The organism is Pseudomonas sp. AK181 (genome assembly GCF_051122975.1).
Lineage (GTDB): Bacteria > Pseudomonadota > Gammaproteobacteria > Pseudomonadales > Pseudomonadaceae > Aquipseudomonas > Aquipseudomonas lactis.
Map to the genome: position 1 here is coordinate 320,011 of NZ_CP146348.1, position 22,583 is coordinate 342,593.

Genomic DNA, 22,583 nt, shown 5'->3' on the forward strand with positions numbered 1-22,583 from the left:
ATTACGTCAGACTTTTCTTAATAAACGGCATTCGCCAGACAGCCCGGTGCGTTTAAGTTTAAATTCAGGTGACCTTGATATCTATTCGCCAGTTTTTTCTCTGAGCCCGCCCCGATGCGTCGATTTGCCCGCCCCAAACCTGCTGTTTTTATCCTGCTGTTGCTCGCCCTGGTCGCTGCCGGGCTGGTTGCACAGCAGTTCCGTCTGTTCGAACGTGCCTGGTTCAACTGGCGGGTGTGGTACCAGCCGGCTGATGAGCGTGCCATTGGCTTGGCGGATTACCGCGTCACCCTCGAAGGCCAGGTGATCGAAGGGCTCGACGACGATGTCTCAGCTCTGACCTACGACCCCGTGCGCAAGAGCCTGTTTACCGTCACCAATAAAAACGCCGAACTGGTCGAATTGTCCCTGGAGGGCAAGATCCTGCGGCGCATTCCCCTGGTGGGCTTTGGCGATGCCGAGGCGGTGGAGTTTATCAGCGACAACATCTATGTCATCAGTGATGAGCGCCAGCAGCGCTTGATCAAAGTGCATGTGGATGACGACACCACGTTCCTCGACGCCGCTGATGCGGAGCAAATGACCCTGGGCGTGCACGTGGGTGGCAACAAGGGCTTTGAAGGGTTGGCCTACGACTCGGTGGGCAAGCGCCTGTTCGTGGCCAAGGAGCGCGACCCCATGCTGATCTACGAGGTGCATGGGTTTCCCCATTTCAAGCCAGAAAAAACCTATTCGGTGCATGTGATCAACAACCCCAAGCGCGATGCCGGGCTGTTTGTGCGCGACCTGTCGAGCCTTCAATACGACGAGCGCAGCGGCCATCTGTTGGCGCTGTCGGATGAGTCGTTCCTGGTTTTGGAGCTGGATATCGATGGTCGCCCTCTAAGCAGTTTGTCATTGCTTAAAGGGCGCCATGGCCTGAGCAAGCGTGTGCCCCAGGCCGAAGGGATCGCCATGGATGACGACGGCACGCTGTACATGGTCAGCGAGCCCAACCTGTTTTACGTGTTCAAGAAACCCTGATCAGAACATCCATTGCACGCCCAGCGAATAACCGGTCTGGCTGCCTTCGGCATGCCCGAGACGGCCGTTGACCTCGGCGAACACGCCCAGCTGTGGGGTGATCGCCAGTTGGCTACCGAGTTGTGCACGAGCAAAGCGCTTATCCACTGAGCCCAGCCTGGCGGTGCGGGCCTGGCCATCGGCGCGTGCGGTGAGTTGCAGGTCGTCCAGGCGGCCATCGGCCAATTCCTTGACCCAGGCGATGTCGCCGTAGGGCATCAGGCTCAGCCCATAGGGCAGGGCAACCGCGCCGCGCACGCGCCAGCCGAGGCTGGCTTCCAGGGAGTCGAAAGACTGCTCTTCATATTCCAGGGCTGTGCGCAGGTTCTGCTTTTCGTGGAACTTGTCGATGCGGTAATGGCTGTAGTCCAGGCCGGCGAACGGCCCGCTCTTGATCGCGCCGAACTCAAAATCATAGCCACCCAACACCCGTGCGCCCAGCGCCAGAGCATCGGTGTCGCCGGTCAGTTGCTGGTTGAGCAGGATCGGCCCGCCATTGGCCTGGATGACCAGGTTGCGCTTGGAATCGAAGCGCGTGTGGCCCGCGCTCAGGTCACCGGCCAGCCAGCTTGGCCCGCCATCGTTGAGCAGCGCATAGACAGCTGCCTGCCAGGTGTCGCTGTCGAGCTTGCCGCGATGTTCCAGTTTGTCGCGCCCATTGAGGTAGCTGAGGCTGGCGCCGATATTCAGGCTTGAAGTCAGTTGGTAGTCGCCGAGGGCATGCAGGCCCAGGCGCCGGGCTTCGGGGTTGGGGGCCGTGTCGAAGCCGCTGTCCGGGTTGTATTCGCCATCCACACCGATCTCGCCATCAAAGCTTGCGACTTCGCGGCTGGCCGCTTGCAGGGTCAGCCAGCGGCGATCATGCAGGCGCACCAGGGCCTGATGCTGGCGCTGCAGGTTGTCTTGCATATTGCGCGCAACCGCACCGCCAGAAGCCGTCGAGGCCATCAGGTCGGCGTTGGTCAGTTCCAGCACCAGGCGGCTGAGCAGGCGTGAATAGTCACGCAGGCGTTGGTCGATGCGTGCCTGGCCGAATGCATCGGTCAGCACGGCTTTGTTGTCTTCGGTGGGGTCGTGCCAGGTCGAGCCGCCGGGAATTTTCGGGTTGTCGGTCTGGGTGTAGCCATCCAGGTCGCCCAGTTCCCAGTTGGTAGCCTCTATATAAAGGATCGGGATATTCAGCGGTTCGAACGCCTCACCATCGCTGCAGCAGCCGGTGCCCTTTGGGTACTGCGGGTCCAGGCCGGGGTTGCTGAACAAGGGGATGTTCAATTCCCTGGCGATCTGGAAGGTGTGCTCGCGCAAGGAGGCCAAGGCCGGGTTGGCGGTGCTGTTCTGGCCGGCGTGGGCGTACATCATGTCGCCGGTGATCAGGCTGTCGAGGTTGATCATCGCGAGCATATTGGCGCGCTGGCTGGCGCTGAGTGAGTCGACAAAGGCCCGCGAGCCGCGCAGGCCTTCTTCTTCGGCGCCGAAGCCAACGATTTGCAGGCCATTTTCCAGTGACAGGCCGCCGAGGTTCTTCGCCACCTCAGTCAACACGCTGGCGCCGGAACCGTTGTCATCCAGGCCTTGCAGGGTCGGGCGGCCGAAGTACGTATCGAAATGCGCGCCAATCACCACGTACTGGGGCTTGGTGCCAGCGGCATAGGCCACCACGTTTTGCGAAGCCCGGCTGCCGTTGTTCCAAGTGAAGTCCTGGCGGCTGAGGCTATAGGCGGTGCCCATCTGGCTCTGCATCCAGTCGGCGGCCCCGGCAAAATTGGCCGTACCGCGATAACGGCCAGGGTAATCGTTGATCAGCTTTTCCAAGGTGGTGTTGGCGTGCTGGCCGTAATCGTAGGCCTGGGTATGGGTAGACAGCAGGGCACTGGCAACGCTGATGGCGAGGGCTAGAGGCTTTATCACAGGGTCTTCCTTGAGGTGAGGGGAACGTTCAAGCCCAGACCCTTTGCACAATGCGCGCCTCATTCCATGGGCGGCTGCGAATTGGCGCATTGTTAAACGCGTGGGTCGCGTGGCTGTAATTTGTATCCGATTGGATACCAGGCGGGGCAGGGGATGCCGTGACAGAGCGCACGGTTTTGGCGAGGAGTGCTGCGAAAAGTAGCGTTTTTGTTACATCGCTCTAAAGCCGAGCGCCTAACAAATGTGGGAGCTGGCTTGCCTGCGATGGCATCGCCTCGGTATCCATTGATACACCGAGTCGTCTGCATCGCGGGCAAGCCCGACTCCCACAGGGTCAGGCCTTGAGGGTTTTCACGCCTTCCGAGGTGCCCAGTAGCAATACATCCGCCGGGCGCGCGGCAAACAGGCCGTTGGTGACCACGCCCACAATGGCGTTGATCTGCGTCTCCAGCTCCACCGGGTTGGTGATCTGCATATTGAACACGTCGAGGATGATGTTGCCGTTGTCGGTCAACACGCCTTCGCGGTACACCGGGTCGCCGCCCAGTTTCACCAGCTCGCGGGCCACGTGGCTGCGGGCCATGGGGATGACTTCCACCGGCAGCGGGAACGTGCCCAGCACCGGCACCAGCTTGCTCGCGTCGGCGATGCAGATGAAGGTCTTGGCCACGGCCGCGACGATCTTCTCGCGGGTCAGGGCCGCGCCGCCGCCTTTGATCAGGTTCAGGTGCTCGTCGCTTTCATCGGCGCCGTCGACGTAGAACTCCAGGTCGCTCACGGTGTTGAGCTCGTACACCGGAATGCCATGGCCCTTGAGGCGGGCAGCGGTGGCTTCGGAACTGGCCACGGCGCCGTCGAACGCGCCCTTGTGCTGGGCCAGTGCGTCGATAAAGCAGTTGGCGGTGGAGCCGGTGCCGACACCGACGATGCTCTTGTCGTCGAGTTTAGGAAGGATTAAATCGACAGCGGCCTGGGCCACTGCCTGTTTGAGTTGATCCTGGGTCATGCGGGCTCCGGAACGGGCGGGGAATTAACGAGGGCGGCGAGTATAACCCAACAAAACCTCGGGATTCGTGTGGTCGCCCGGCCAAACGCTGGGTTAGACTCCTTGGCCCTGCCCAACCCGTGAAGTAGATGCCTGCCGATGCTTGAACACTACGTCAAAAAAATCCTCACCTCGCGCGTTTACGACATCGCCGTGGAAACCCCCTTGCAGACTGCCCGCCAGCTCTCCGAGCGGCTGGGTAACAAGATTTGGCTCAAACGCGAAGACTTGCAGCCGGTGTTCTCGTTCAAGATTCGCGGCGCCTACAACAAGCTCACCCAGCTCAGCGCCGAAGAACGTGCGCGCGGTGTCGTCACCGCGTCGGCCGGCAACCATGCCCAGGGCCTGGCCCTGGCGGCCAAGGTGCTGGGGGTGAAAGCCACCATCGTGATGCCCAAGACCACCCCGGAGATCAAGGTCGAAGGCGTGCGCTCCCGTGGCGGCAAAGTGGTGCTGCACGGTGATTCCTTCCCGGAAGCCCTGGCCTACTCGCTCAAGCTGGTCGACGAAAAAGGCTACGTCTACATCCACCCCTACGATGATCCGCACACCATTGCCGGGCAGGGCACCGTGGCGATGGAGATCCTGCGCCAGCACCCAGGGCCGCTGGACGCGATTTTCGTACCGGTGGGCGGCGGCGGCCTGATCGCCGGGATTGCGGCGTACGTGAAATACCTGCGCCCGGAGATCAAGATCATCGGCGTGGAGCCGGACGACTCCAACTGCCTGCAAGCTGCCATGGCGGCGGGCGAGCGCGTGGTATTGCCCACCGTTGGCATCTTTGCCGACGGCGTGGCGGTGGCGCAGATCGGCCAGCACACCTTCGACATCTGCAAAGACTACGTGGATGAAGTGATCACCGTCAGCACCGATGAAATCTGTGCGGCGATCAAGGACATCTACGACGACACTCGCTCCATCACCGAGCCGGCGGGTGCGCTGGGCGTGGCCGGGATCAAAAAGTACGTCGAGACCCGTGGCGTCAGCGGCCAGGCCTTTGTCGCCATCGACTCGGGCGCCAACGTCAACTTCGACCGTTTGCGCCATGTGGCCGAGCGCGCCGAACTCGGTGAAGGCCGTGAGGCCATCATCGCGGTGACCATCCCCGAGCGGCCGGGCAGCTTCAAGGCCTTCTGCGAAGCGGTGGGCAAACGCCAGATCACTGAATTCAATTACCGCTACCACTCCGGCAGCGAAGCGCACATTTTCGTCGGCGTGCAGACCCACCCGGAGAACGACCCGCGCAGCGCGTTGGTGGCCAGCCTGACCAGCCAGGGTTTCCCGGTGCTGGACCTCACCGAGAACGAACTGGCCAAGTTGCACATCCGCCATATGGTCGGTGGGCATGCGGCCAAAGTCAGCGACGAGTTGGTGTTTCGCTTCGAATTTCCGGAGCGGCCGGGGGCGTTGTTCAACTTCCTCCACAAGCTCGGCGGGCGCTGGAACATCTCGATGTTTCACTACCGCAACCACGGCGCGGCTGACGGCCGAGTGGTGGCGGGCTTGCAAGTGCCGGCGGACGAGCGCCACCTGGTGCCTGCCGCGTTGGCGCAAATCGGTTACCCGTACTGGGATGAAAGCGAAAACCCGGCTTACCAGCTGTTCCTCGGTTGAGCGACTACGCTGACTGAGCGGCCTATAAGGAATAGAGACCATGGAAACGCTGACCACCCTCAAGGTGATCCACATCACTGCCACCGTATTGCTGCTGCTCAGCGGCCTGGGCCTGGCGGTATTGGCGTGGCGTAAACGCAGCGCCGGCCCGGCCGCGACCGTGCAGCGCCCCTGGGCATTTGTATGGCTGCTGATGGGCATTTGCCTGGTGAGCATGCCATTCACCGGTTGGTGGCTGGTGCACCTGCTCGGCTGGCCATTGGGGCAAACCTGGATCTTGGGCTCCAGCATCCTCTACACCGTGGCGGCGCTGGCGTGGTTCTGGCTGGTCGCGCGGCTCAATCGGCTGCGCAAGGGCGAGGGCGGGAGCCTGAACTTCACCTTGGTGCTGGCGGTGGTCAGTCTGGTGGGGTTTGTGGCGATTGCAGGGCTCATGGGCGCCAAGCCTGTTTGAAACCGCGTCGCCTTCATCGCAGGCAAGCCAGCTCCCACACTTGACCGGATTCCAACATGAGAACAGGGTCAAAATGTGGGAGCTGGCTTGCCTGCGATAGCGTTGTCAGCTGCGCAGTGTAATCACCAGCCAGCCACGCTTTTGAGCCTCAGCGCGCAAATTCGGATCCGGATCCACTGCCACCGGATGCGTCACCTGCTCCAACAACGGCAAATCATTCATCGAATCGCTGTAGAAGTAGCTGTCTTCCAGGTTGTGCCCGGTTTCTTCCAACCAACGGTTCAAACGCGTCACCTTGCCTTCACGAAAGCACGGCACGTCGGTGCTGCGCCCGGTATAGCGGCCGTCCACCATTTCGCACTCGGTGGCGATGAGGGTCTCGACGCCCAGGCGTGCGGCAATCGGCGCGGTGACGAAGCGGTTGGTGGCGGTGATGATCACCAGCTTGTCGCCGGCGGCGCGGTGCTTGGCCAGCAGCTCGACGGCCTTGGGGAGCATGATGGGCTCGATGCAGTCGCGCATATAGTCGTTGTGCCACGCGTCCAGCTGAGCCATCTCGGTGCGGCCGAGGATTTCCAGGCAGAAGTTCAAGTAGGCGGCGTTATCCAGCGTGCCGGCCAGGTAGTCCTGGTAGAACGCGTCGTTGCGGGCCTTGTAGGCCACCGGGTCGAGAAAACCGCGTTCACACAGGTAATCGCCCCAGGCGTGATCGCTGTCACCGCCCAGAAGGGTATTGTCCAAGTCGAATAAAGCCAGGCGCATTGCAGTTACTCGCTGAAAAGTCTGTAAAAAGGCGTCCAGAATACGGTCTTTTCACAAGAGTGCACATAAGGTAAGAAGCCTCGTTGCCGCTGGAACAACCTTTGTGGAACAATGCGGCGACATGCGTTTGCGAGGTTGTTGCCGTGATCGACCCCGATGGTTTCCGTCCTAATGTCGGCATTATTCTGACGAATGATGCCGGACAGGTGCTATGGGCTCGCCGAATCAACCAAGATGCCTGGCAGTTTCCTCAAGGTGGAATCAACCCCGACGAAACCCCTGAAGACGCCTTGTACCGTGAGTTGAACGAAGAAGTCGGCCTTGAGCGCGAAGATGTACAAATTCTGGCCTGTACCCGTGGCTGGTTGCGCTATCGTTTGCCGCAACGCCTGGTGCGTACCCACAGCCAACCGCTGTGCATCGGCCAGAAGCAGAAATGGTTTCTTTTGCGCCTGATCTCCAACGAGCAGCGGGTGCGGATGGATTTGACCGGTAAACCGGAGTTCGATGGCTGGCGCTGGGTCAGCTATTGGTATCCGTTGGGCCAGGTGGTGACATTCAAGCGCGAGGTTTATCGTCGCGCTCTCAAAGAGCTTGCCCCGCGCCTTTTAGCGCGCGACTGACGACGGAGTTCGACCCCGAGCCATGCTCAATACGCTGCGCAAGATCGTCCAGGAAGTTAACTCCGCCAAGGATCTCAAGGCGGCGTTGGGGATTATTGTGTTGCGCGTCAAGGAAGCCATGGGCAGCCAGGTCTGCTCGGTTTACCTGCTGGACCCCGAGACCAACCGTTTTGTGCTGATGGCCACGGAGGGCTTGAACAAGCGCTCCATCGGCAAGGTCAGCATGGCGCCCAATGAAGGTCTGGTGGGCCTGGTGGGGACGCGTGAAGAACCCCTGAACCTCGAGAACGCGGCCGATCACCCGCGTTATCGCTACTTTGCCGAAACCGGCGAAGAGCGCTACGCCTCGTTCCTGGGTGCACCGATCATTCACCACCGCCGCGTTGTCGGCGTGTTGGTTATCCAGCAAAAAGAGCGTCGCCAGTTCGACGAAGGCGAAGAAGCCTTCCTGGTGACCATGAGCGCCCAACTGGCCGGGGTTATCGCCCACGCCGAAGCGACCGGCTCGATTCGCGGCCTGGGGCGCCAGGGCAAGGGTATCCAGGAAGCCAAGTTCGTCGGTGTACCGGGTTCGCCAGGCGCTGCGGTGGGTACTGCGGTGGTCATGCTGCCGCCCGCCGACCTCGATGTGGTGCCGGACAAGAGCGTCAGTGACATCGACGCCGAGATCAAACTGTTCAAGACCGCCCTCGAAGGCGTGCGCGCCGACATGCGCAACCTGTCGACCAAGCTGGCCACCCAGCTGCGCCCCGAAGAGCGTGCGCTGTTCGACGTGTACCAGATGATGCTCGACGACGCGTCCCTGGGTAACGAAGTCAAGACCGTGATCAAGACCGGCCAGTGGGCCCAGGGCGCGTTGCGCCAGGTGGTCACCGATCACGTCAACCGTTTCGAAATGATGGACGACGCCTACCTGCGCGAGCGGGCATCGGATGTGCGCGACCTGGGCCGCCGCCTGTTGGCGTACCTGCAGGAAGACCGCAGCACCAACATGGTCTTCCCCGATAACACCATTTTGGTCAGTGAAGAATTGACCGCCACCCAGCTTGGCGAAGTGCCTGAAGGCAAGCTGGTGGGCCTGGTGTCGGTATTGGGTTCGGGTAACTCCCACGTGGCGATCCTGGCCCGGGCCATGGGTATCCCGACGGTGATGGGCCTGGTGGACCTGCCGTATTCCAAGGTCGATGGCATCGACATGATCGTCGACGGGCATCGCGGCGAAGTATTCACCAACCCCAGCGACGTGCTGCGCAAGCAATACGCCGAGGTGGTGGAAGAAGAGAAGCAACTGGCCCAGGGCCTGGATTCGCTGCGCGAGCTGCCGTGTGTCACCCCCGATGGCCACCGGGTACCGCTGTTGGTCAACACCGGCCTGCTGGCGGATGTCGCCCGTGCGCAACAGCGCGGCGCCGAAGGGGTGGGGCTGTACCGCACCGAAGTGCCGTTCATGATCAACCAGCGTTTCCCGAGCGAGAAGGAGCAGCTGGCGATTTATCGCGAGCAACTGCAAGCCTTCCACCCGTTACCGGTGACCATGCGCAGCCTCGACATCGGCGGCGACAAGTCACTGTCTTATTTCCCGATCAAGGAAGACAACCCCTTCCTTGGCTGGCGCGGTATTCGCGTTACCCTCGACCATCCCGAAATCTTCCTCGTCCAGACCCGCGCCATGCTCAAGGCCAGCGAGGGCTTGAACAACCTGCGCATCCTGCTGCCGATGATCTCCGGCACCCATGAACTGGAAGAAGCCCTGCACCTGATCCACCGTGCCTGGGGCGAAGTGCGCGACGAAGGCGCCGATGTGCCGATGCCGCCGATTGGGGTGATGATCGAAATCCCGGCGGCGGTGTACCAGGCCAAGGAACTGGCGCGGCAGGTGGACTTCCTGTCGGTGGGCTCCAACGACCTGACCCAGTACCTGCTGGCCGTGGACCGTAACAACCCACGGGTGGCCGACCTTTACGACTACCTGCACCCGGCGGTGCTGCAAGCGCTGCAACACGTGGTGCGCGACGCCCATGCCGAAGGTAAACCGGTGAGTATCTGCGGCGAAATGGCCGGCGACCCGGCGGCGGCGGTGCTGTTGATGGCGATGGGTTTTGACAGCCTGTCGATGAACGCCACCAACTTGCCGAAAGTGAAGTGGATGCTGCGCCAGGTGGAATTGAGCAGGGCCAAGGATTTGCTCGCCGAGTTGATGACCATCGACAACCCGCAAGTTATCCACAGCTCGCTGCAACTGGCGTTGAAGAACCTGGGGTTGACCCGGATGATCAACCCGGCCTCGGCCAAAACCCTTTAACAGATCGTTCCCGCGCTCTGCGTGGGAATGCAGCCCTGGACGCTCCGCGTCGGCTTTTAGAGCGTGACGCAGAGCGTCACAAGAGGCGTTCCCACGCAGAGCGTGGGAACGATCAGATTTCCAGTTCGACCTCACCCAGCCGCCCACCGTGCGGGCCAAAGCTACGCTCCAGCATCCGCCGCGTCCCATCGGCATTCACAATCAGCGCCGTGCTCGCCCGTGTCCCATAGCTGGGGCTGGCGATAAACACGCTCGACAGCAGGCTTTCAGTCGCCAGGCCTACGCCGGTGTCCGGCAGCTCAGCAAACGGCGCGGTCTGCGGGTCGCTCAGAATCCGCAGCAGGGCCTCCGGCTCGGGGTTCTCCAGCACTGCGCTGAACGCCGCCTTGGCCTTTAGCAACTTCGGCCAGGGCGTATCCAGCCCGGCATTGGATAACCCATACACCCCAGCCTTCAGCAGCGTCGGTTCGGTGTCCTTGGCGTTGTAGTGCCACAGCTCATCCCGCGTGCCCACCAGCAGGTTGAACCCGGCGTATTCAATCGAGCGGCCATTCACATCGGCCAAATAATCGTCAATCGGCAGCGAACCACTGAGAAACCGCGCAACCAATTCGCCGCGAGACTTGCGTGCTGGTGGCTGGTGCGGGTCGCGAATATTGGTCAAGGCGGCAAAGCGCCCATCCGCGTTCACCCCCAGCCAGGTGCCCCCGGCCTCCTGATCGCGACCGGCATAGACCTGGGGCGCATCCGCCCACTGAGCCAGTGGCAGGCTGGGGCGGGCGTAGAACTCATCGCGGTTGGCCGCGACGATCAGCGGTTGGGCATGGCCCGGTCGCCAGGCGAAAACAATCAGGCACATCGGGTGACCCCTTTTGTGTTTTTGCCACTCTACCCACAGACGCGCAGGTGTTCCATCGTCTCGAAGTTGGGCCGCGCACCTCTGATCCGTTAACATGCCGGGCTGTTTGGTGTGTATGTGAACTTCTTAATTTGATCTCGCAGCTGTAACGCAGGCTTAATCGCACATCGGCATGGTCCGGTGCGTCATGACTAAATGTTTTAACGAGGAGTCGCAATGCTGCCTTACCCGCAGATCGACCCGGTGGCCCTGGCCATCGGTCCGCTGAAAATCCATTGGTACGGGTTGATGTACCTGATCGGCATCGGCGGTGCCTGGCTGCTGGCTTCCCGGCGCCTGAACCGTTTCGACCCGACCTGGACCAAGGAGAAGCTCTCCGACATGGTGTTCTGGATGTCGATGGGCGTGATCGTCGGCGGGCGCCTGGGGTATGTGCTGTTCTACGACCTGTCTGCATATCTCGCCAACCCGACCCTGATCTTCGAAGTGTGGAAGGGCGGCATGGCGTTCCACGGCGGGTTTATCGGCGTGATGATCGCCGCCTGGTGGTTTGGCCGGCGCAATGGCAAGTCGTTCTTCCAGCTGATGGACTTCGTCGCTCCCTTCGTACCGATTGGCCTGGGTGCCGGGCGCATTGGTAACTTTATCAACGCCGAGCTGTGGGGCAAGCCGACCGACGTGCCGTGGGCGATGGTGTTCCCGCCGTTCAGCGACCCGGCGCAACTGCCGCGCCACCCGTCGCAGCTGTACCAGTTCGCGTTGGAAGGTGTGGCACTGTTCCTTATCCTCTACATCTTCTCGCGCAAGCCACGCCCAACCATGGCCGTGTCGGGCATGTTCGCGCTGTTCTACGGGATTTTCCGCTTTATCGTCGAATTCGTACGGGTACCGGATGCGCAGTTGGGCTACCTGGCATGGGGCTGGCTGACCATGGGTCAGGTGCTTAGCCTGCCGATGATCCTGGCGGGCCTGGGCATGCTGTGGTGGGCGTACAATCGCCCGCAGCCGCTGAAGAACGCCGCGCTTTAAATTCGAATGCCAAGACCAGGAGGTCTTGGCTTCAACGATACGGGTAAAAACATGAAGCAATATCTCGAACTGCTGCAGGACGTCGTGACCAATGGCCTGACCAAGGGCGACCGCACGGGCACCGGCACCAAGGCTGTGTTTGCGCGTCAGTATCGGCATAACCTGGCCGACGGCTTCCCGCTGCTGACCACCAAGAAGCTGCACTTCAAAAGCATCGCCAACGAACTGATCTGGATGTTGAGCGGCAACACCAACATCAAATGGCTCAACGAAAATGGCGTGAAGATCTGGGACGAATGGGCCACCGAAGACGGCGACCTGGGCCCGGTGTACGGCGAGCAGTGGACCGCTTGGCCGACCAAGGACGGCGGCACGATCAACCAGATCGACTACATGGTGCACACGCTCAAGACCAACCCCAACAGCCGTCGCATCCTGTTCCATGGCTGGAACGTCGAATACCTGCCGGACGAAACCCAGAGCCCGCAGGAAAACGCGCGTAACGGTAAGCAAGCCCTGCCGCCGTGCCATTTGCTGTACCAGGCGTTCGTGCATGACGGCCATCTGTCGATGCAGCTGTATATCCGCAGCTCCGACGTGTTCCTTTTATGCCCCCGAGAAGAAACTGCACAGTACGTAATGACTGCGTAACCCAGTAAGCCTTCCAAGCCTGTTTATTGTGCCCCATATCAAAATGCACATTGTGTATAGTACGGGCCGCTTTGAAAAGGAAGGAAGAAGTGAAGGTAATCGCGGTACGGGGCAACCCCCTAGATCTCAGTGAGTCCCCGACCAGGCGGGACGACACCCTTGATGAGCATCAAGCTCAAGAAACCTTGAAGGTCACAGGAGCAGCCGTCTTTGATGACGATGAGCGCCTGATGCCTCTAATGTCCGGCTTCCTCTCCCAGCAACTCCAAGCTGCGCTGATAGCTGAGCAGACCGCCATGACCTTTGGCCGGAACCTTGGTTATGTCCATGAGTACCTGAGCAGCCGCCGTGAGTTCGCTAGCTGTGAGCGGGATTCCGCTTACCTGGAGATCCGTACCCACGTTATCCAAGAATACTTTGCGCACCTGCGCGAGGTTGAGGGGATCTCGAAGAAGACTGTCCGCAATCGAGATTCATCGCTCATGGCCTTCTTCAACAAGTCGCTTTGTAATTGGGTGGACGATGTCCCTCCTCCTCGAAAAGAAGCTAACCCGTATGCGGGTGGGCTGCTGTCTCCGCGTCCAAACAAGAATCTGGTGGTGGCCTGTTCCCTGGACGACCTCTTACAGCTAATCCTTGCCACCGAGAGCGAGCGTGAGCGGTGCCTCCTTCAGTTCATGTATGACGCAGGCATTCGCCGCTCGGAAGTCCCTCGCGTGACCCTGAGGGCGATTGATGACGCTCTTCGCTTCCAAGACACCATGTTCATTTCACCCGGTGCCTCTGTCGCGGTGAATGCCGACTATTGTCCCCTTCGTATCGATGGGAGTAAGGGGCCCGCTGATTCCTTCAAGCCTCGCGATACCTTGGTGAGCAGGGCAACGTTGCTTCGCATAAAGAAGTACCACGCCTCTCCGCTGTACAAGATGCACAAGCGCCAGTTCGGCAGCTCCGAGACCACTCCTGCATTCCTGAATGCTGAGGGTGGCGAGTTCACAGCGCGCTCCGTCTCCAAGCTCCTTGAGCGCACCTCGAAGCGTGCCTTGAATCTTATGAAGATCAACAGAATGATCTCCCCGCATAAGCTGCGTCATGGGAATGCTTATGCCCTGCTCCGCACGCCGGATATTGGCACGAGCTACCTTGACCGGCTGGTAGCCGTACAAAAAACGTTGGGGCATTCCCGGCTCAAGACAGCCGAAACTTACACACAGATTCCTCACGACATCTATCAGAAGCTTGTTCGCCCTGGGACTGAGACCAAAACAAAGGCCGGCGAGATGGCTGAGCTCGCCGACCGGACGCGCCTGAGAATTGATGCGGGAGATATGAAATGAGTAGTCGGTTAACGGGCTCGCAGGTAGACGCGACCATTGAGTCCTTTGTTGCCCTAGCTACTGATGATCGAGAGTCGTTGCTTCAGATCTGCTTGAGCAAAAATGCCGAATTGGCGGTGTCTGCTGGGTATGTGATCGAACAAACCGGCTTGAGTGCCTCGACGGTCAAGAATAAAGCTTCGCTTTTTCAGCCCATCCTGGATGCGATGGCAGATGAGGGGATCATTGTCTCAGGTCATCCTTCGGGCGCTTGCGAATGGCGCCGCAGGCTTCTTGCCTGGTATGAGGGCATGCCTAAAGAACAGAAGCTAGCGATTCCGGTGGCGGCGAACACCATTCGATATCGAGGTTATTTGAGTGATGTTCCTGAATTGGTAGGCTTCCCCTCTGCCAGGGCGAAATATGAGTTGGTGCGGTCTACGTTCGAGGAGATCCTTGAAGACCTCAGAGCGCTGGGAGTTCTAGATAGGGAGTATCAAACAGTCGTCGAGCGCGTCGCGTCGAAAAAGCCCGTCGAGCTAACGGAAGCGGGGAAGTTGAAGGCAGCCTTCAAGTCACTTCGTTCGGTCTCCATTTATGGGCTATCTGATGTCATGTCAGTAGAGCCGGAGCGTCCATTTATTCACCTGCTCCATGTGTTCAGCGCTGCGTCGATGAACGCCAGCAGTGAATCGGGTCAGGCAAACTTTATCGAAGCGTTTAAGTACTTTCGAGACTATCTGAAGGTGGCGGAATTCACAGGGCTGGAAGATCTTCGTGAGCTGGTAAGCGTCTATGCTTTGCCCAAGTTTCGGGTATATCTTCAAGAAAAAATTATTGAGCGCGTGTTGTCGACAAACCATTGCAACACGCTGATGAGCTCGGCCCGGAAAATGATGGAGCGTGCACTTCAGATTAATGGGCTAGGGCTGACGACCTTCATGGCTGCCCAAGGCTTCGACCCAGAGCGAGAAACTGATCAATACAAGCCTTACTCTGCTCCAGTACGTGCTCGCATTGCCGAAGCCATCCTTGAAGAGATTGCGGAGACTAACCGTCTGGCACAGCCGTATGTTCTGAGCCATGTAGGGGAGGATCCCGTTGCGCCTAATGGCAAGATTCGGCGTGGGTGTGCCACTATTGAAAACGCCCGCTGGATCTTTGAGAACAAACTCAATTGCAAGCCTTTGGGTTTCAAGTCGGCCAATCGTGAAGATGCTTATGAAAAGGCTTTCATTACAATTATCCAAAGTTCCGAATTGTCGATCTTTGATATCTATAAAGAATGGGGTGTTCTCTATCAGATTGACAGCCGGGTGCTAGCACCCTATGTGATCCGGCTCGCCCAGGTTACTGGCATGAACGCTGATTCGTTGTTGGGTCTCGATCTCGATGACTTTATCGAACGTCACGATCTAACCGATCGGCCTTGCTTGCTGTATTGGAAAGAGCGATCAGATGGCGAGAAGATGTACCATCTTGATTTGTTTCATGCCGAGATTTCGTGGCTTACAACTTCTCAGGGGCGCGCAGTAAAACAGGTGTTTGATGACATTAAATTCTTGACCCGTAATCTTCGCGCTGAAGCTCAGCCTGAAGTTGAGAATAAGTTATTCATCTATCGCTCAAGCTCTCCCAGAAAGTTCGGGGTGGTTGACTCCATTGAGAATTCTTCCGGCAATATGATTAATAAGATCATGAAGGGTTTCTCTGAAGATCGGGGGTTGCTTGATGAAGAGGGCAACCCATTGCCATTGTCGGCCTCTCGGTTTCGACCAAGTTTTGTGAGTGAGTTGATTGAGCGCGGTGTGTCTCCTCGGGAGATTCAAGTGATGTTAGGGCATAAGAACATTAGCACCACTATGGCGTACCTTGATCAAATGGATTTTAACCCGATGGCGCGGAAGATGTTGAATAAAGTGCTCCGTGAGATGCACCAAGAAACGATGGACGAGTCGGTGACGATCATCCCAACGAAAACCATCGAGTCGACCCCAAAAGGCATGCCCATGGAAACTGGTACGGTCACATGCATGAACGTGTACGACCCGCCAGACTTCATCAAAAATCTGAAGGACTACGACCCCAGCAAGCCGTGCACGCTGTTCAACAAGTGCCTCTCGTGCAGTAACAGCATAATCACGGTTTCGCACCTGCCGGAGCTCTTTGCTCGCCGTCGCGATTACCAGCGGATGATTGAGGTAAACCGGGTGCTCGATACGCCCTACGGCACCGTCATCCTGGATAACCTTGACGTGCTCAACAGCATCCTTGACCCGGAGACATCTGATTTTTCAGCAAATGAGCTGGCTAAAGCCGAGCGCCTTTCTGAAAACCTGCAGGTCGATATCCTGACAGAGGGGGTAACTCTGTGAGCGAATCCATCATTCCTGAATTTGCAGCCTTCAAAAAATGGCGTATGGCCGCTCATGGTCTGCTGCTGGGCCTGCAGAAAGATGTTGGCGAGTCTAGCGCTGTGCCAGTTGAGGCGCTGTCTTGGTACAACGCGCTCTTGGCGCTACCGGTCAGCAAAACGTCAGATTTGGGTGATCCCATTTGGGACTTCAACGAGGACTACCCGAACGCAGCCAGGAACATCCAGGGTGCCAAGCTGAGGCTTGATTTCGGGAGTTTCCCATTGGTCAACCAGTCAGCAGTCCTTGAGGTAAAGGTGGCGATGTACTGCTGGCTGAAGATGCCGGCCAGCCTGCAATCGCTGACAAGCTCCGCAAGGAACATCAAGGCCAATACTGCCATCTCCTGCTTCAAGGCGGGGCTCAGCTTTGTTAACACAATGTCAGGACAGGCGCGGGAAATCCTGACGGGTGAGTTTTTCGAGGTCGGTTACCATGGCCTCTCGTACTTTGATGCAGGGATGTATCGTACCGCCGCTCTCGTACACCCCCACGCTTTCGGCCCTGAGCTTCAGAGATTTTTCACAGCGATTAGGTCGCCATTCCTCTTGGAACAGATTTTTGATAAGCCTCTGCCCTACGTTGAGCTTGACTCGTTGCCTTGGGCGAAGGTGCTTAAGCGGGTAGACGAGTCTCAAAAAACGTATCGGATTCTTCCCAACGATGTATTCGAGAAGGCCTCTCGCGAAGCCTCATTTGCCGTCGTCGACTTCCTGAGCGTACTGGGCGAGCCGGTGAACGACCTGATCGCTCTAACGCGTCAGAACGCTAAAGGTTACTCATCGGCCAAGAGCCAGAGATTGACGCCTTACAATTACGACCTTTACGTGGCCCTACGGCTTCGACGCAAGGGTTATGACTCCAGCGCCATGGGGGCGGCGATTGGTGCTGTTCGCCCAGACTTTCTATCGGGAAACAGGCAGCACGACTTCAAAGCGCCAGAGACCTTGCTTAAGCTTACCAAAGTGCCCCTGGATGATGAGTTTCGTCGGTACATCAACTTTATTTCTTACAGTGCGTGCTATCTCGTGGCGCAGTACACGGGAATGCGACCCTCCGAGCTCTCTGAGATCTTGGTGGAGTCCTGCATGGAAAAAGAGAATGACTACTGGCTGCTCATCAGCAACGTGGTGAAACACCGTCAAGGACTTGCCAAGTTGTTTGATGACAAATGGGTCGCAATTCCTATCGTGCGCGACGCCATTCGTGCGGCCTGCCTGATCGCCAAGGTCAAACAGAACCCGTATCTGTTTTCAAATGTGGACACGGTCGCTCAGGGAGCGGAGCCGGCCTCTATGAGCTCAGTTGGGATCTCAGTTCAGTTCAGTTCCTTCTTTAAGGAGATCCTGACGGACGAAGAGTTTGAGTCTCTTGAGTTTTCGCCCTACACCTTACGGCACACATTGGCTTACCAAATGGCAAGGGCTGAGCTTGGCCTCCCGTTCATTTCACACCAGTTGAAGCATTTTGGTGACCTTATCGGTGGAGCAGGACAAAACCAATCGTTCAGCGCCGTTTCGCTCGGGTACGGCGCAATTGCGGAGATCCTTTCAAAGGGTGGCCGATCTGGTGGCAAGACGCCTAGTCAGGTAGCTGAGGAAGAGTACATCACAAGCTACTGCGATCCTGATGGCAACTACGCCGGGCCTAATGCCGAGAGCCATAAAGCTCGGATGAAAAAGGTATTCGACGGCTACATGGCCGCTGGGTACACGAAAGAACAGGTCATTGCTCAGATGGCAAAGAAACGCTTGGCGATCATCAACGTTGGGCAAGGGTTTTGCTATGGCGGTCAGCGGGAGGCTCACGACGACTCCCTGCCTTGCATCGGGACTTTGCGCTGCAACCCTAATCGCTGTAAGAACGCTGTCGTCACCAAAGTGCATGCGCCTAAGTGGCGAGAAATTTATGTCTCGAACAGCCTTGCGTTGAGCTCCCCGTCGTCCGCAAGCACGGAAGAGGAGCTTCGTGCTGCGATGGAGGAAGCTAGAGGAGTCCTGGAGTATCTGGGAGAAGAGGTTGAGCTATGACCACCCAAGCTTTTGATTCTCGGAATAAGCTCGACTTCGAGAAAAATACCGAGCAGCTAGCCGAAGGCATCCTCCAGATTGCCTCCGATAAATCGCTGAAGCCTACGGTTGCTGAGCTCAGTCGCATCACAGGGATCCATCGCAATACCATCAGGATGCGGGGGTGGCCGATGGAGAAGCTTGAGGCCATCAAGGAAAGCCGCATCGTTGAGGCGATGGTTCAGAAGGTCAAAGCTGAGAAGAAGCAAGATCCCAAGACCATTCTGATGCAACGGCTTGAAAAGAGCCGACTGGAAGTGCTTTATTGGTTCAATAGGTATCAGGATGTTGAGAGCTCGTATGCGACTCTTGATAAGCGGCTGACCGGTGTCATTGAGTCCAGGGCCTACTACGTGGATCAAAATGCCGAGCTCACGGCCAAGCTCAAGCAGCGGGATACTGAAATTCAGAAATTGCGTGATGCGCTGCATATGGTCAGCGTAAATCTAGAGGATCCGAAATGAAGATGTACCACGATTTGCTGGCCGACGTGCTGGGGAACGGCGTCGAGAAAGGCGATCGCACAGGGACAGGCACGCTGAGCGTGTTTGGTCGTCAATTCCGCCACAACCTGGAAGATGGCTTCCCACTGCTGACCACGAAGAAACTGCATTTCAAGAGCATCATCAATGAGATGATCTGGTTCTTGAATGGTGATACCAACACCAAATGGCTCAAGGAGAATGGTGTCAAAATCTGGGATGAGTGGGCAACCGAGGATGGCGATCTTGGGCCGGTTTATGGTAAGCAGTGGACTGCGTGGCCGACTAAGGATGGCAAAACCATCAACCAGATCGACTACGTTGTTAACACGCTTAAAACGAACCCGAACAGCCGTCGCATTCTGTTCCATGGATGGAATGTCGAGTACCTGCCAGATGAGTCTGTCAGCCCTCAAGAAAATGCGCGTAACGGAAAGATGGCATTACCGCCGTGCCATCTGCTTTATCAGTTTTATGTGGCTAACAATAAGTTGTCGACACACCTCTATATCCGGTCGAGTGATCTGCTGCTTGGGAATCCGTACAACTTAGCCGGGGCGAGTTTTCTAACTCATATGCTTGCTCAACAGTGTGATATGGGTGTTGGCGAAATTGTCGTTACTATGGGTGATGCGCATATTTACTTGAATCACATTGAGCAAGTAAAGTTGCAGCTAACTCGCGAGCCTCGCCCTCTGCCTAAGTTGCAGTTCAATCGTAAGCCAGACAGAATCTACGACTACAAGTTTGAAGACTTTGAGATTGTGGGTTATGACCCACATCCTCATATCCCCGCTCCTGTATCGATCTAACTGAGTCGATGCCTGGTTAGCCAATCTTGGTTGGCCAGGATGCGGGTGTTGAATGGCAAGTCTAGGCCTAGCCTCATCGCTTTAGGCTTCAGGTTATGCAGGACGCACTCAGGCAACCGCCAAGGAGTTCACATGTACCTCACGATCATGAAGCCACAAGCGCTTCAGCAAATCGCTGTATTAGCCCGTGGGTTATGGATCGTTGAAGGCCCTGAGGGCTCCGTGCTGGTAATCAAGGCAGGGAAAGAGCTGATCCTGGCCGCTCAGCAAAGGCGTGAACTGAAGCTTTACCTCGCGCCATACAAGGCAGACGAAACGATGGGACTTACGCTTCTCACTGCCTGCTTTGATGACCCACAAAGCCCGCTATTGATCAAAACCCCACTCATCCCTGGTGACCCTCTCACCGAGGCACTGCAGAGCCTCCCTGACGAGTTCAGTGTGTGCTTTTTCGACGAGCACAATCGTGAGCTGTTCAGTTGTAAGGCCCAGGCGAAGCTTGGTCAGCTCCGCAAGGAGCTCGGTACACTCAGCCCGATTGGTGCAGATCACTGGCCCAAGATGTATGAGCGGGCGGACAGATGGTTCAGCCTCACGACCTATGAGGACGACGCTCGTGCCACAACGGTGTTCCTAGAGGAGGATCTGTTCCCTTCGGACTATTTGATCACCGACCTTACCCGCCAGGACTTTCGAGGTTCCAAAGGCTGTTGCCGCTGACCGAAAACTGACCCAGTAGAGGCTGTTCTGCCGACTGAAAACTGACCCAGGTGTTCAACTGCTTCTGCTCACTTTTTGAGCAGGAGAACACAGGGTGATCAGCATGGAAATGTTGGGAAAAATCCGGCGGATGTACTTCCGCGACAAGCTCTCGCTGCATCAGATAGCCAAGCGTACCGGGCTGTCGAGAAACACCATCCGAAAATGGGTCAGAGCGCCCGAAGCCACTCAGCCAGCGTACCAACGGTGCGCAACCTTCAATAAGCTCAGCCCTTTTCACGAGACCCTGGAGCAGGCGCTCAAGGCCGATTCGTTCCGGCCAAGACACAACCGCAGGAGCGCCAAAGCGCTTTTCGAGCAGATCAAGGCCGAGGGTTACGACGGCGGCTACAGCCAGCTCACGGCGTTTGTCCGCTCTTGGCGAGGGGAGCAAGGCAAGTCTTTACGCGCTTTTGTACCGCTGACGTTTGCTCTCGGTGAGGCCTTTCAATTTGACTGGAGCGAAGAAGGTCTGCTGATCGGTGGTCTTTTTCGACGTGTCCAGGTCTCCCACATGAAGCTGTGCGTCAGCCGCGCATTCTGGTTGGTTGCGTACCCCAGCCAAGGCCACGAGATGCTATTTGATGCCCATACGCGCTCGTTTGGAGCGTTGGGTGGCGTGCCACGTCGCGGCATCTACGACAACATGAAAACGGCTGTCGACAAGGTCAACAAAGGTAAAGGCCGCACGGTCAACGCCCGGTTTTCCGTGATGTGCGCGCACTATCTGTTCGATCCGGACTTCTGCAACGTGGCCTCTGGCTGGGAGAAAGGCATCGTCGAAAAGAACGTACAGGACAGCCGGAGGCGAATCTGGCTCGATGCTCAAAATTGCATGTTCCATACCTTTGAGGAGCTGAATGTCTGGCTCGGCCAACGTTGCCGGTCGCTCTGGAGCGAACTGGTGCATCCGCAGTACAACGGGCTGACGGTGGCCGAGGTCTTGGAGCTGGAGCAGGTCGAAATGATGCCAATGCCGACGGTATTTGATGGCTACGTCGAGCGTACCGTGCGGGTCTCCAGCACCTGTCTGATCAGCGTGGCGCGAAATCGCTATTCAGTGCCATGTGAGAGAGTCGGCCAGTGGGTCAGCAGCCGTTTGTACCCTTCGCGGATCGTGGTCATTGCCGACGAAACGGTGATCGCCAGTCACGAGCGCCTCTTTGATCGAGATCAGGTCAGTTTTGACTGGCAGCACTACATCCCACTCATCGAACGCAAGCCTGGTGCATTGCGCAACGGCGCGCCATTTGCTGATTTGCCAAAACCGTTACGGCTTCTCAAACGAGGACTGAGGCGTCACACCAACGGTGATCGAATCATGATGCAGGTACTGGCTGCTGTGCCAATTGCGGGTCTCGAACCAGTGCTGGTGGCGGTGGAGCTGGTACTTGAATCGGGAAGTCTGAGCGCCGATCACATCCTCAATGTCGTTGCCCGCCTGACCTCCACCACACCACCTCCCTGTGTAGAAACCAGCCTGCAACTCAAGGTCGCGCCTGTTGCCAATACGGCACGCTACGACCGGCTCCGTGCGACCGATGAGGAGAATCGCAATGCGTGACCTAATGACTGAACTCAAAGAACTTCGCCTGCACGGCATGGCCAGTGCTTGGGAAGAACTGGTCTCTCAAGGAACAGCGTCGACGGCTTCATCGAAATGGCTGCTGGAACATCTGCTTCAGCAGGAACATGCGGATCGCGCGGTACGCTCGGTGAATCATCAGATGAACATGGCAAAACTCCCCATGCACCGTGACTTAGCTGGCTTTGACTTCAGCGCTTCCAGCGCTGATGCCCGGCTGGTCAGCGATCTATCCAGCTTAGCGTTCACTGAAACCGCGCAGAATGTCGTGTTCATCGGCGGCCCTGGAACCGGGAAAACACACCTGGCCAGTGCCTTGGCTGTATCCGGAATCACGGCCCACAACAAACGCGTGCGCTTCTTTTCCACGGTGGATCTGGTGAATCTGCTGGAGCGTGAGAAGTACGATGGCAAGGCAGGGCGAATCGCCCAGGGACTGCTACGAACAGACCTGGTGATACTGGATGAGCTGGGGTATTTGCCCTTCAGTCAAAGCGGCGGTGCCCTGTTATTTCACCTGCTGTCCAAACTGTACGAACACACCAGCGTGGTCATCACCACCAACCTGAGCTTCTCGGAATGGTCGAGTGTGTTTGGCGACGCCAAGATGACCACCGCGTTGCTGGATCGGCTGACACACCACTGCCACATCGTCGAAACGGGCAACGAGTCCTACCGACTACAACACAGCACCTTGGCCGCGCAGACAAAGATCAAGTCACGGGAACGAAAGCGCAAGGACGGAGATGATGTCGAGGACGATGAGCCATTTTGATCCGCACCATAAATGCCCTGCCGCTTGCGGTGGGGCTTGATGGTCTTGAATCGGAACACTGC

General features: G+C 57.8%; 18 protein-coding genes and 1 pseudogene. 15 read left to right on the forward strand and 4 right to left on the reverse strand.

The features are described from left to right. Positions 1-114: 114 nt before the first annotated feature. Positions 115-1,023, forward strand: coding sequence for an SdiA-regulated domain-containing protein (locus V8689_RS01465; RefSeq protein ID WP_056783119.1), 909 nt, complete (start codon positions 115-117; stop codon positions 1,021-1,023). Here the strand turns inward: V8689_RS01465 and V8689_RS01470 are convergent, their stop codons facing one another. Both V8689_RS01470 and rpiA read right to left on the reverse strand, forming a co-directional pair. Beyond that, a complete protein-coding gene (locus V8689_RS01470; protein ID WP_056783117.1) occupies positions 1,024-2,970 on the reverse strand; it encodes an autotransporter domain-containing protein in 1,947 nt (648 codons plus the stop codon). It lies immediately after the preceding gene. 334 nt (positions 2,971-3,304) lie between these two features. Beyond that, on the reverse strand, positions 3,305-3,976 hold the full coding sequence (rpiA, locus tag V8689_RS01475; protein WP_056783115.1) for a ribose-5-phosphate isomerase RpiA: 672 nt from the start codon (positions 3,974-3,976) through the stop codon (positions 3,305-3,307). A 138-nt stretch (positions 3,977-4,114) separates the two neighbouring features. On the opposite strand from rpiA, the gene ilvA reads away from it, so the two are divergent. Both ilvA and V8689_RS01485 read left to right on the forward strand, forming a co-directional pair. Continuing rightward, positions 4,115-5,629 (forward strand): threonine ammonia-lyase, biosynthetic, encoded by a 1,515-nt coding sequence (gene ilvA / locus V8689_RS01480; protein ID WP_032894657.1) that lies wholly within the window; start codon positions 4,115-4,117, stop codon positions 5,627-5,629. Positions 5,630-5,669: 40 nt separating this feature from the next. Continuing rightward, positions 5,670-6,083, forward strand: a complete 414-nt coding sequence (locus V8689_RS01485; RefSeq protein ID WP_014720366.1) for a DUF2269 family protein — start codon at positions 5,670-5,672, stop codon at positions 6,081-6,083. Between the two features lie 105 nt (positions 6,084-6,188). Here V8689_RS01485 and V8689_RS01490 read toward each other — a convergent pair whose 3' ends face one another. Then, on the reverse strand, positions 6,189-6,845 hold the full coding sequence (locus V8689_RS01490; protein ID WP_056783112.1) for an HAD family hydrolase: 657 nt from the start codon (positions 6,843-6,845) through the stop codon (positions 6,189-6,191). A gap of 143 nt (positions 6,846-6,988) precedes the next feature. Here V8689_RS01490 and V8689_RS01495 point away from each other — a divergent pair, with 143 nt between their 5' ends. Next, the gene (locus tag V8689_RS01495) at positions 6,989-7,468 is read left to right on the forward strand and encodes an RNA pyrophosphohydrolase (protein WP_003176750.1); all 480 of its coding nucleotides are present in this window, start codon (positions 6,989-6,991) and stop codon (positions 7,466-7,468) included. A 22-nt stretch (positions 7,469-7,490) separates the two neighbouring features. Then, a complete protein-coding gene (ptsP, locus tag V8689_RS01500; RefSeq protein WP_003195193.1) occupies positions 7,491-9,770 on the forward strand; it encodes a phosphoenolpyruvate--protein phosphotransferase in 2,280 nt (759 codons plus the stop codon). 112 nt (positions 9,771-9,882) lie between these two features. Here the strand turns inward: ptsP and V8689_RS01505 are convergent, their stop codons facing one another. Next, positions 9,883-10,629, reverse strand: coding sequence for an NRDE family protein (locus V8689_RS01505; RefSeq protein ID WP_056783109.1), 747 nt, complete (start codon positions 10,627-10,629; stop codon positions 9,883-9,885). A 216-nt stretch (positions 10,630-10,845) separates the two neighbouring features. Between V8689_RS01505 and lgt the strand changes: the two genes are divergently transcribed. The 10 genes and pseudogenes from lgt (at position 10,846) to istB (ending at position 22,521) form a co-directional block, all read left to right on the forward strand. Then, entirely contained in the window at positions 10,846-11,658 is an 813-nt protein-coding gene (gene lgt / locus V8689_RS01510; RefSeq protein ID WP_003195189.1) for a prolipoprotein diacylglyceryl transferase, read from the forward strand. A gap of 51 nt (positions 11,659-11,709) precedes the next feature. Next, positions 11,710-12,303 (forward strand): annotated as a pseudogene (gene thyA / locus V8689_RS01515) (thymidylate synthase); the annotation flags it as partial. Between the two features lie 95 nt (positions 12,304-12,398). After that, positions 12,399-13,646, forward strand: coding sequence for a tyrosine-type recombinase/integrase (locus tag V8689_RS01520; protein WP_054895970.1), 1,248 nt, complete (start codon positions 12,399-12,401; stop codon positions 13,644-13,646). Then, positions 13,643-16,000: a site-specific integrase gene (locus V8689_RS01525; protein WP_054895969.1), complete on the forward strand. Its 2,358-nt coding sequence runs from the start codon at positions 13,643-13,645 to the stop codon at positions 15,998-16,000. Before V8689_RS01520 ends, V8689_RS01525 begins: the two co-directional genes overlap by 4 nt. Beyond that, positions 15,997-18,069 (forward strand): tyrosine-type recombinase/integrase, encoded by a 2,073-nt coding sequence (locus tag V8689_RS01530; RefSeq protein WP_054895968.1) that lies wholly within the window; start codon positions 15,997-15,999, stop codon positions 18,067-18,069. The genes V8689_RS01525 and V8689_RS01530 overlap by 4 nt, the downstream gene beginning before the upstream one ends. Further along, a complete protein-coding gene (locus tag V8689_RS01535; RefSeq protein WP_054895967.1) occupies positions 18,066-18,572 on the forward strand; it encodes a hypothetical protein in 507 nt (168 codons plus the stop codon). The genes V8689_RS01530 and V8689_RS01535 overlap by 4 nt, the downstream gene beginning before the upstream one ends. Then, entirely contained in the window at positions 18,569-19,402 is an 834-nt protein-coding gene (locus V8689_RS01540) for a thymidylate synthase (protein WP_054895966.1), read from the forward strand. The genes V8689_RS01535 and V8689_RS01540 overlap by 4 nt, the downstream gene beginning before the upstream one ends. A gap of 132 nt (positions 19,403-19,534) precedes the next feature. Further along, entirely contained in the window at positions 19,535-20,122 is a 588-nt protein-coding gene (locus V8689_RS01545; RefSeq protein ID WP_434520675.1) for a hypothetical protein, read from the forward strand. A gap of 103 nt (positions 20,123-20,225) precedes the next feature. Beyond that, positions 20,226-21,725 (forward strand): IS21 family transposase, encoded by a 1,500-nt coding sequence (gene istA, locus V8689_RS01550; protein ID WP_236310237.1) that lies wholly within the window; start codon positions 20,226-20,228, stop codon positions 21,723-21,725. Further along, the gene (gene istB, locus V8689_RS01555; RefSeq protein ID WP_029241171.1) at positions 21,718-22,521 is read left to right on the forward strand and encodes an IS21-like element ISPsy20 family helper ATPase IstB; all 804 of its coding nucleotides are present in this window, start codon (positions 21,718-21,720) and stop codon (positions 22,519-22,521) included. Before istA ends, istB begins: the two co-directional genes overlap by 8 nt. Positions 22,522-22,583 lie beyond the last annotated feature (62 nt).

Excerpts from the sequence above, each read along its gene's own strand:
- V8689_RS01485 (WP_014720366.1), top strand. The coding sequence starts at position 5,670 with ATGGAAACGCTGACCACCCTCAAGGTGATCCACATCACTGCCACCGTA.
- istB (WP_029241171.1), top strand. The coding sequence starts at position 21,718 with ATGCGTGACCTAATGACTGAACTCAAAGAACTTCGCCTGCACGGCATG.
- ptsP (WP_003195193.1), top strand. The coding sequence starts at position 7,491 with ATGCTCAATACGCTGCGCAAGATCGTCCAGGAAGTTAACTCCGCCAAG.
- V8689_RS01535 (WP_054895967.1), top strand. The coding sequence starts at position 18,066 with ATGACCACCCAAGCTTTTGATTCTCGGAATAAGCTCGACTTCGAGAAA.
- V8689_RS01545 (WP_434520675.1), top strand. The coding sequence starts at position 19,535 with ATGTACCTCACGATCATGAAGCCACAAGCGCTTCAGCAAATCGCTGTA.
- rpiA (WP_056783115.1), bottom strand. The coding sequence starts at position 3,976 with ATGACCCAGGATCAACTCAAACAGGCAGTGGCCCAGGCCGCTGTCGAT.
- V8689_RS01490 (WP_056783112.1), bottom strand. The coding sequence starts at position 6,845 with ATGCGCCTGGCTTTATTCGACTTGGACAATACCCTTCTGGGCGGTGAC.
- V8689_RS01465 (WP_056783119.1), top strand. The coding sequence starts at position 115 with ATGCGTCGATTTGCCCGCCCCAAACCTGCTGTTTTTATCCTGCTGTTG.
- ilvA (WP_032894657.1), top strand. The coding sequence starts at position 4,115 with ATGCTTGAACACTACGTCAAAAAAATCCTCACCTCGCGCGTTTACGAC.
- V8689_RS01525 (WP_054895969.1), top strand. The coding sequence starts at position 13,643 with ATGAGTAGTCGGTTAACGGGCTCGCAGGTAGACGCGACCATTGAGTCC.
- V8689_RS01540 (WP_054895966.1), top strand. The coding sequence starts at position 18,569 with ATGAAGATGTACCACGATTTGCTGGCCGACGTGCTGGGGAACGGCGTC.
- V8689_RS01505 (WP_056783109.1), bottom strand. The coding sequence starts at position 10,629 with ATGTGCCTGATTGTTTTCGCCTGGCGACCGGGCCATGCCCAACCGCTG.
- istA (WP_236310237.1), top strand. The coding sequence starts at position 20,226 with ATGGAAATGTTGGGAAAAATCCGGCGGATGTACTTCCGCGACAAGCTC.
- lgt (WP_003195189.1), top strand. The coding sequence starts at position 10,846 with ATGCTGCCTTACCCGCAGATCGACCCGGTGGCCCTGGCCATCGGTCCG.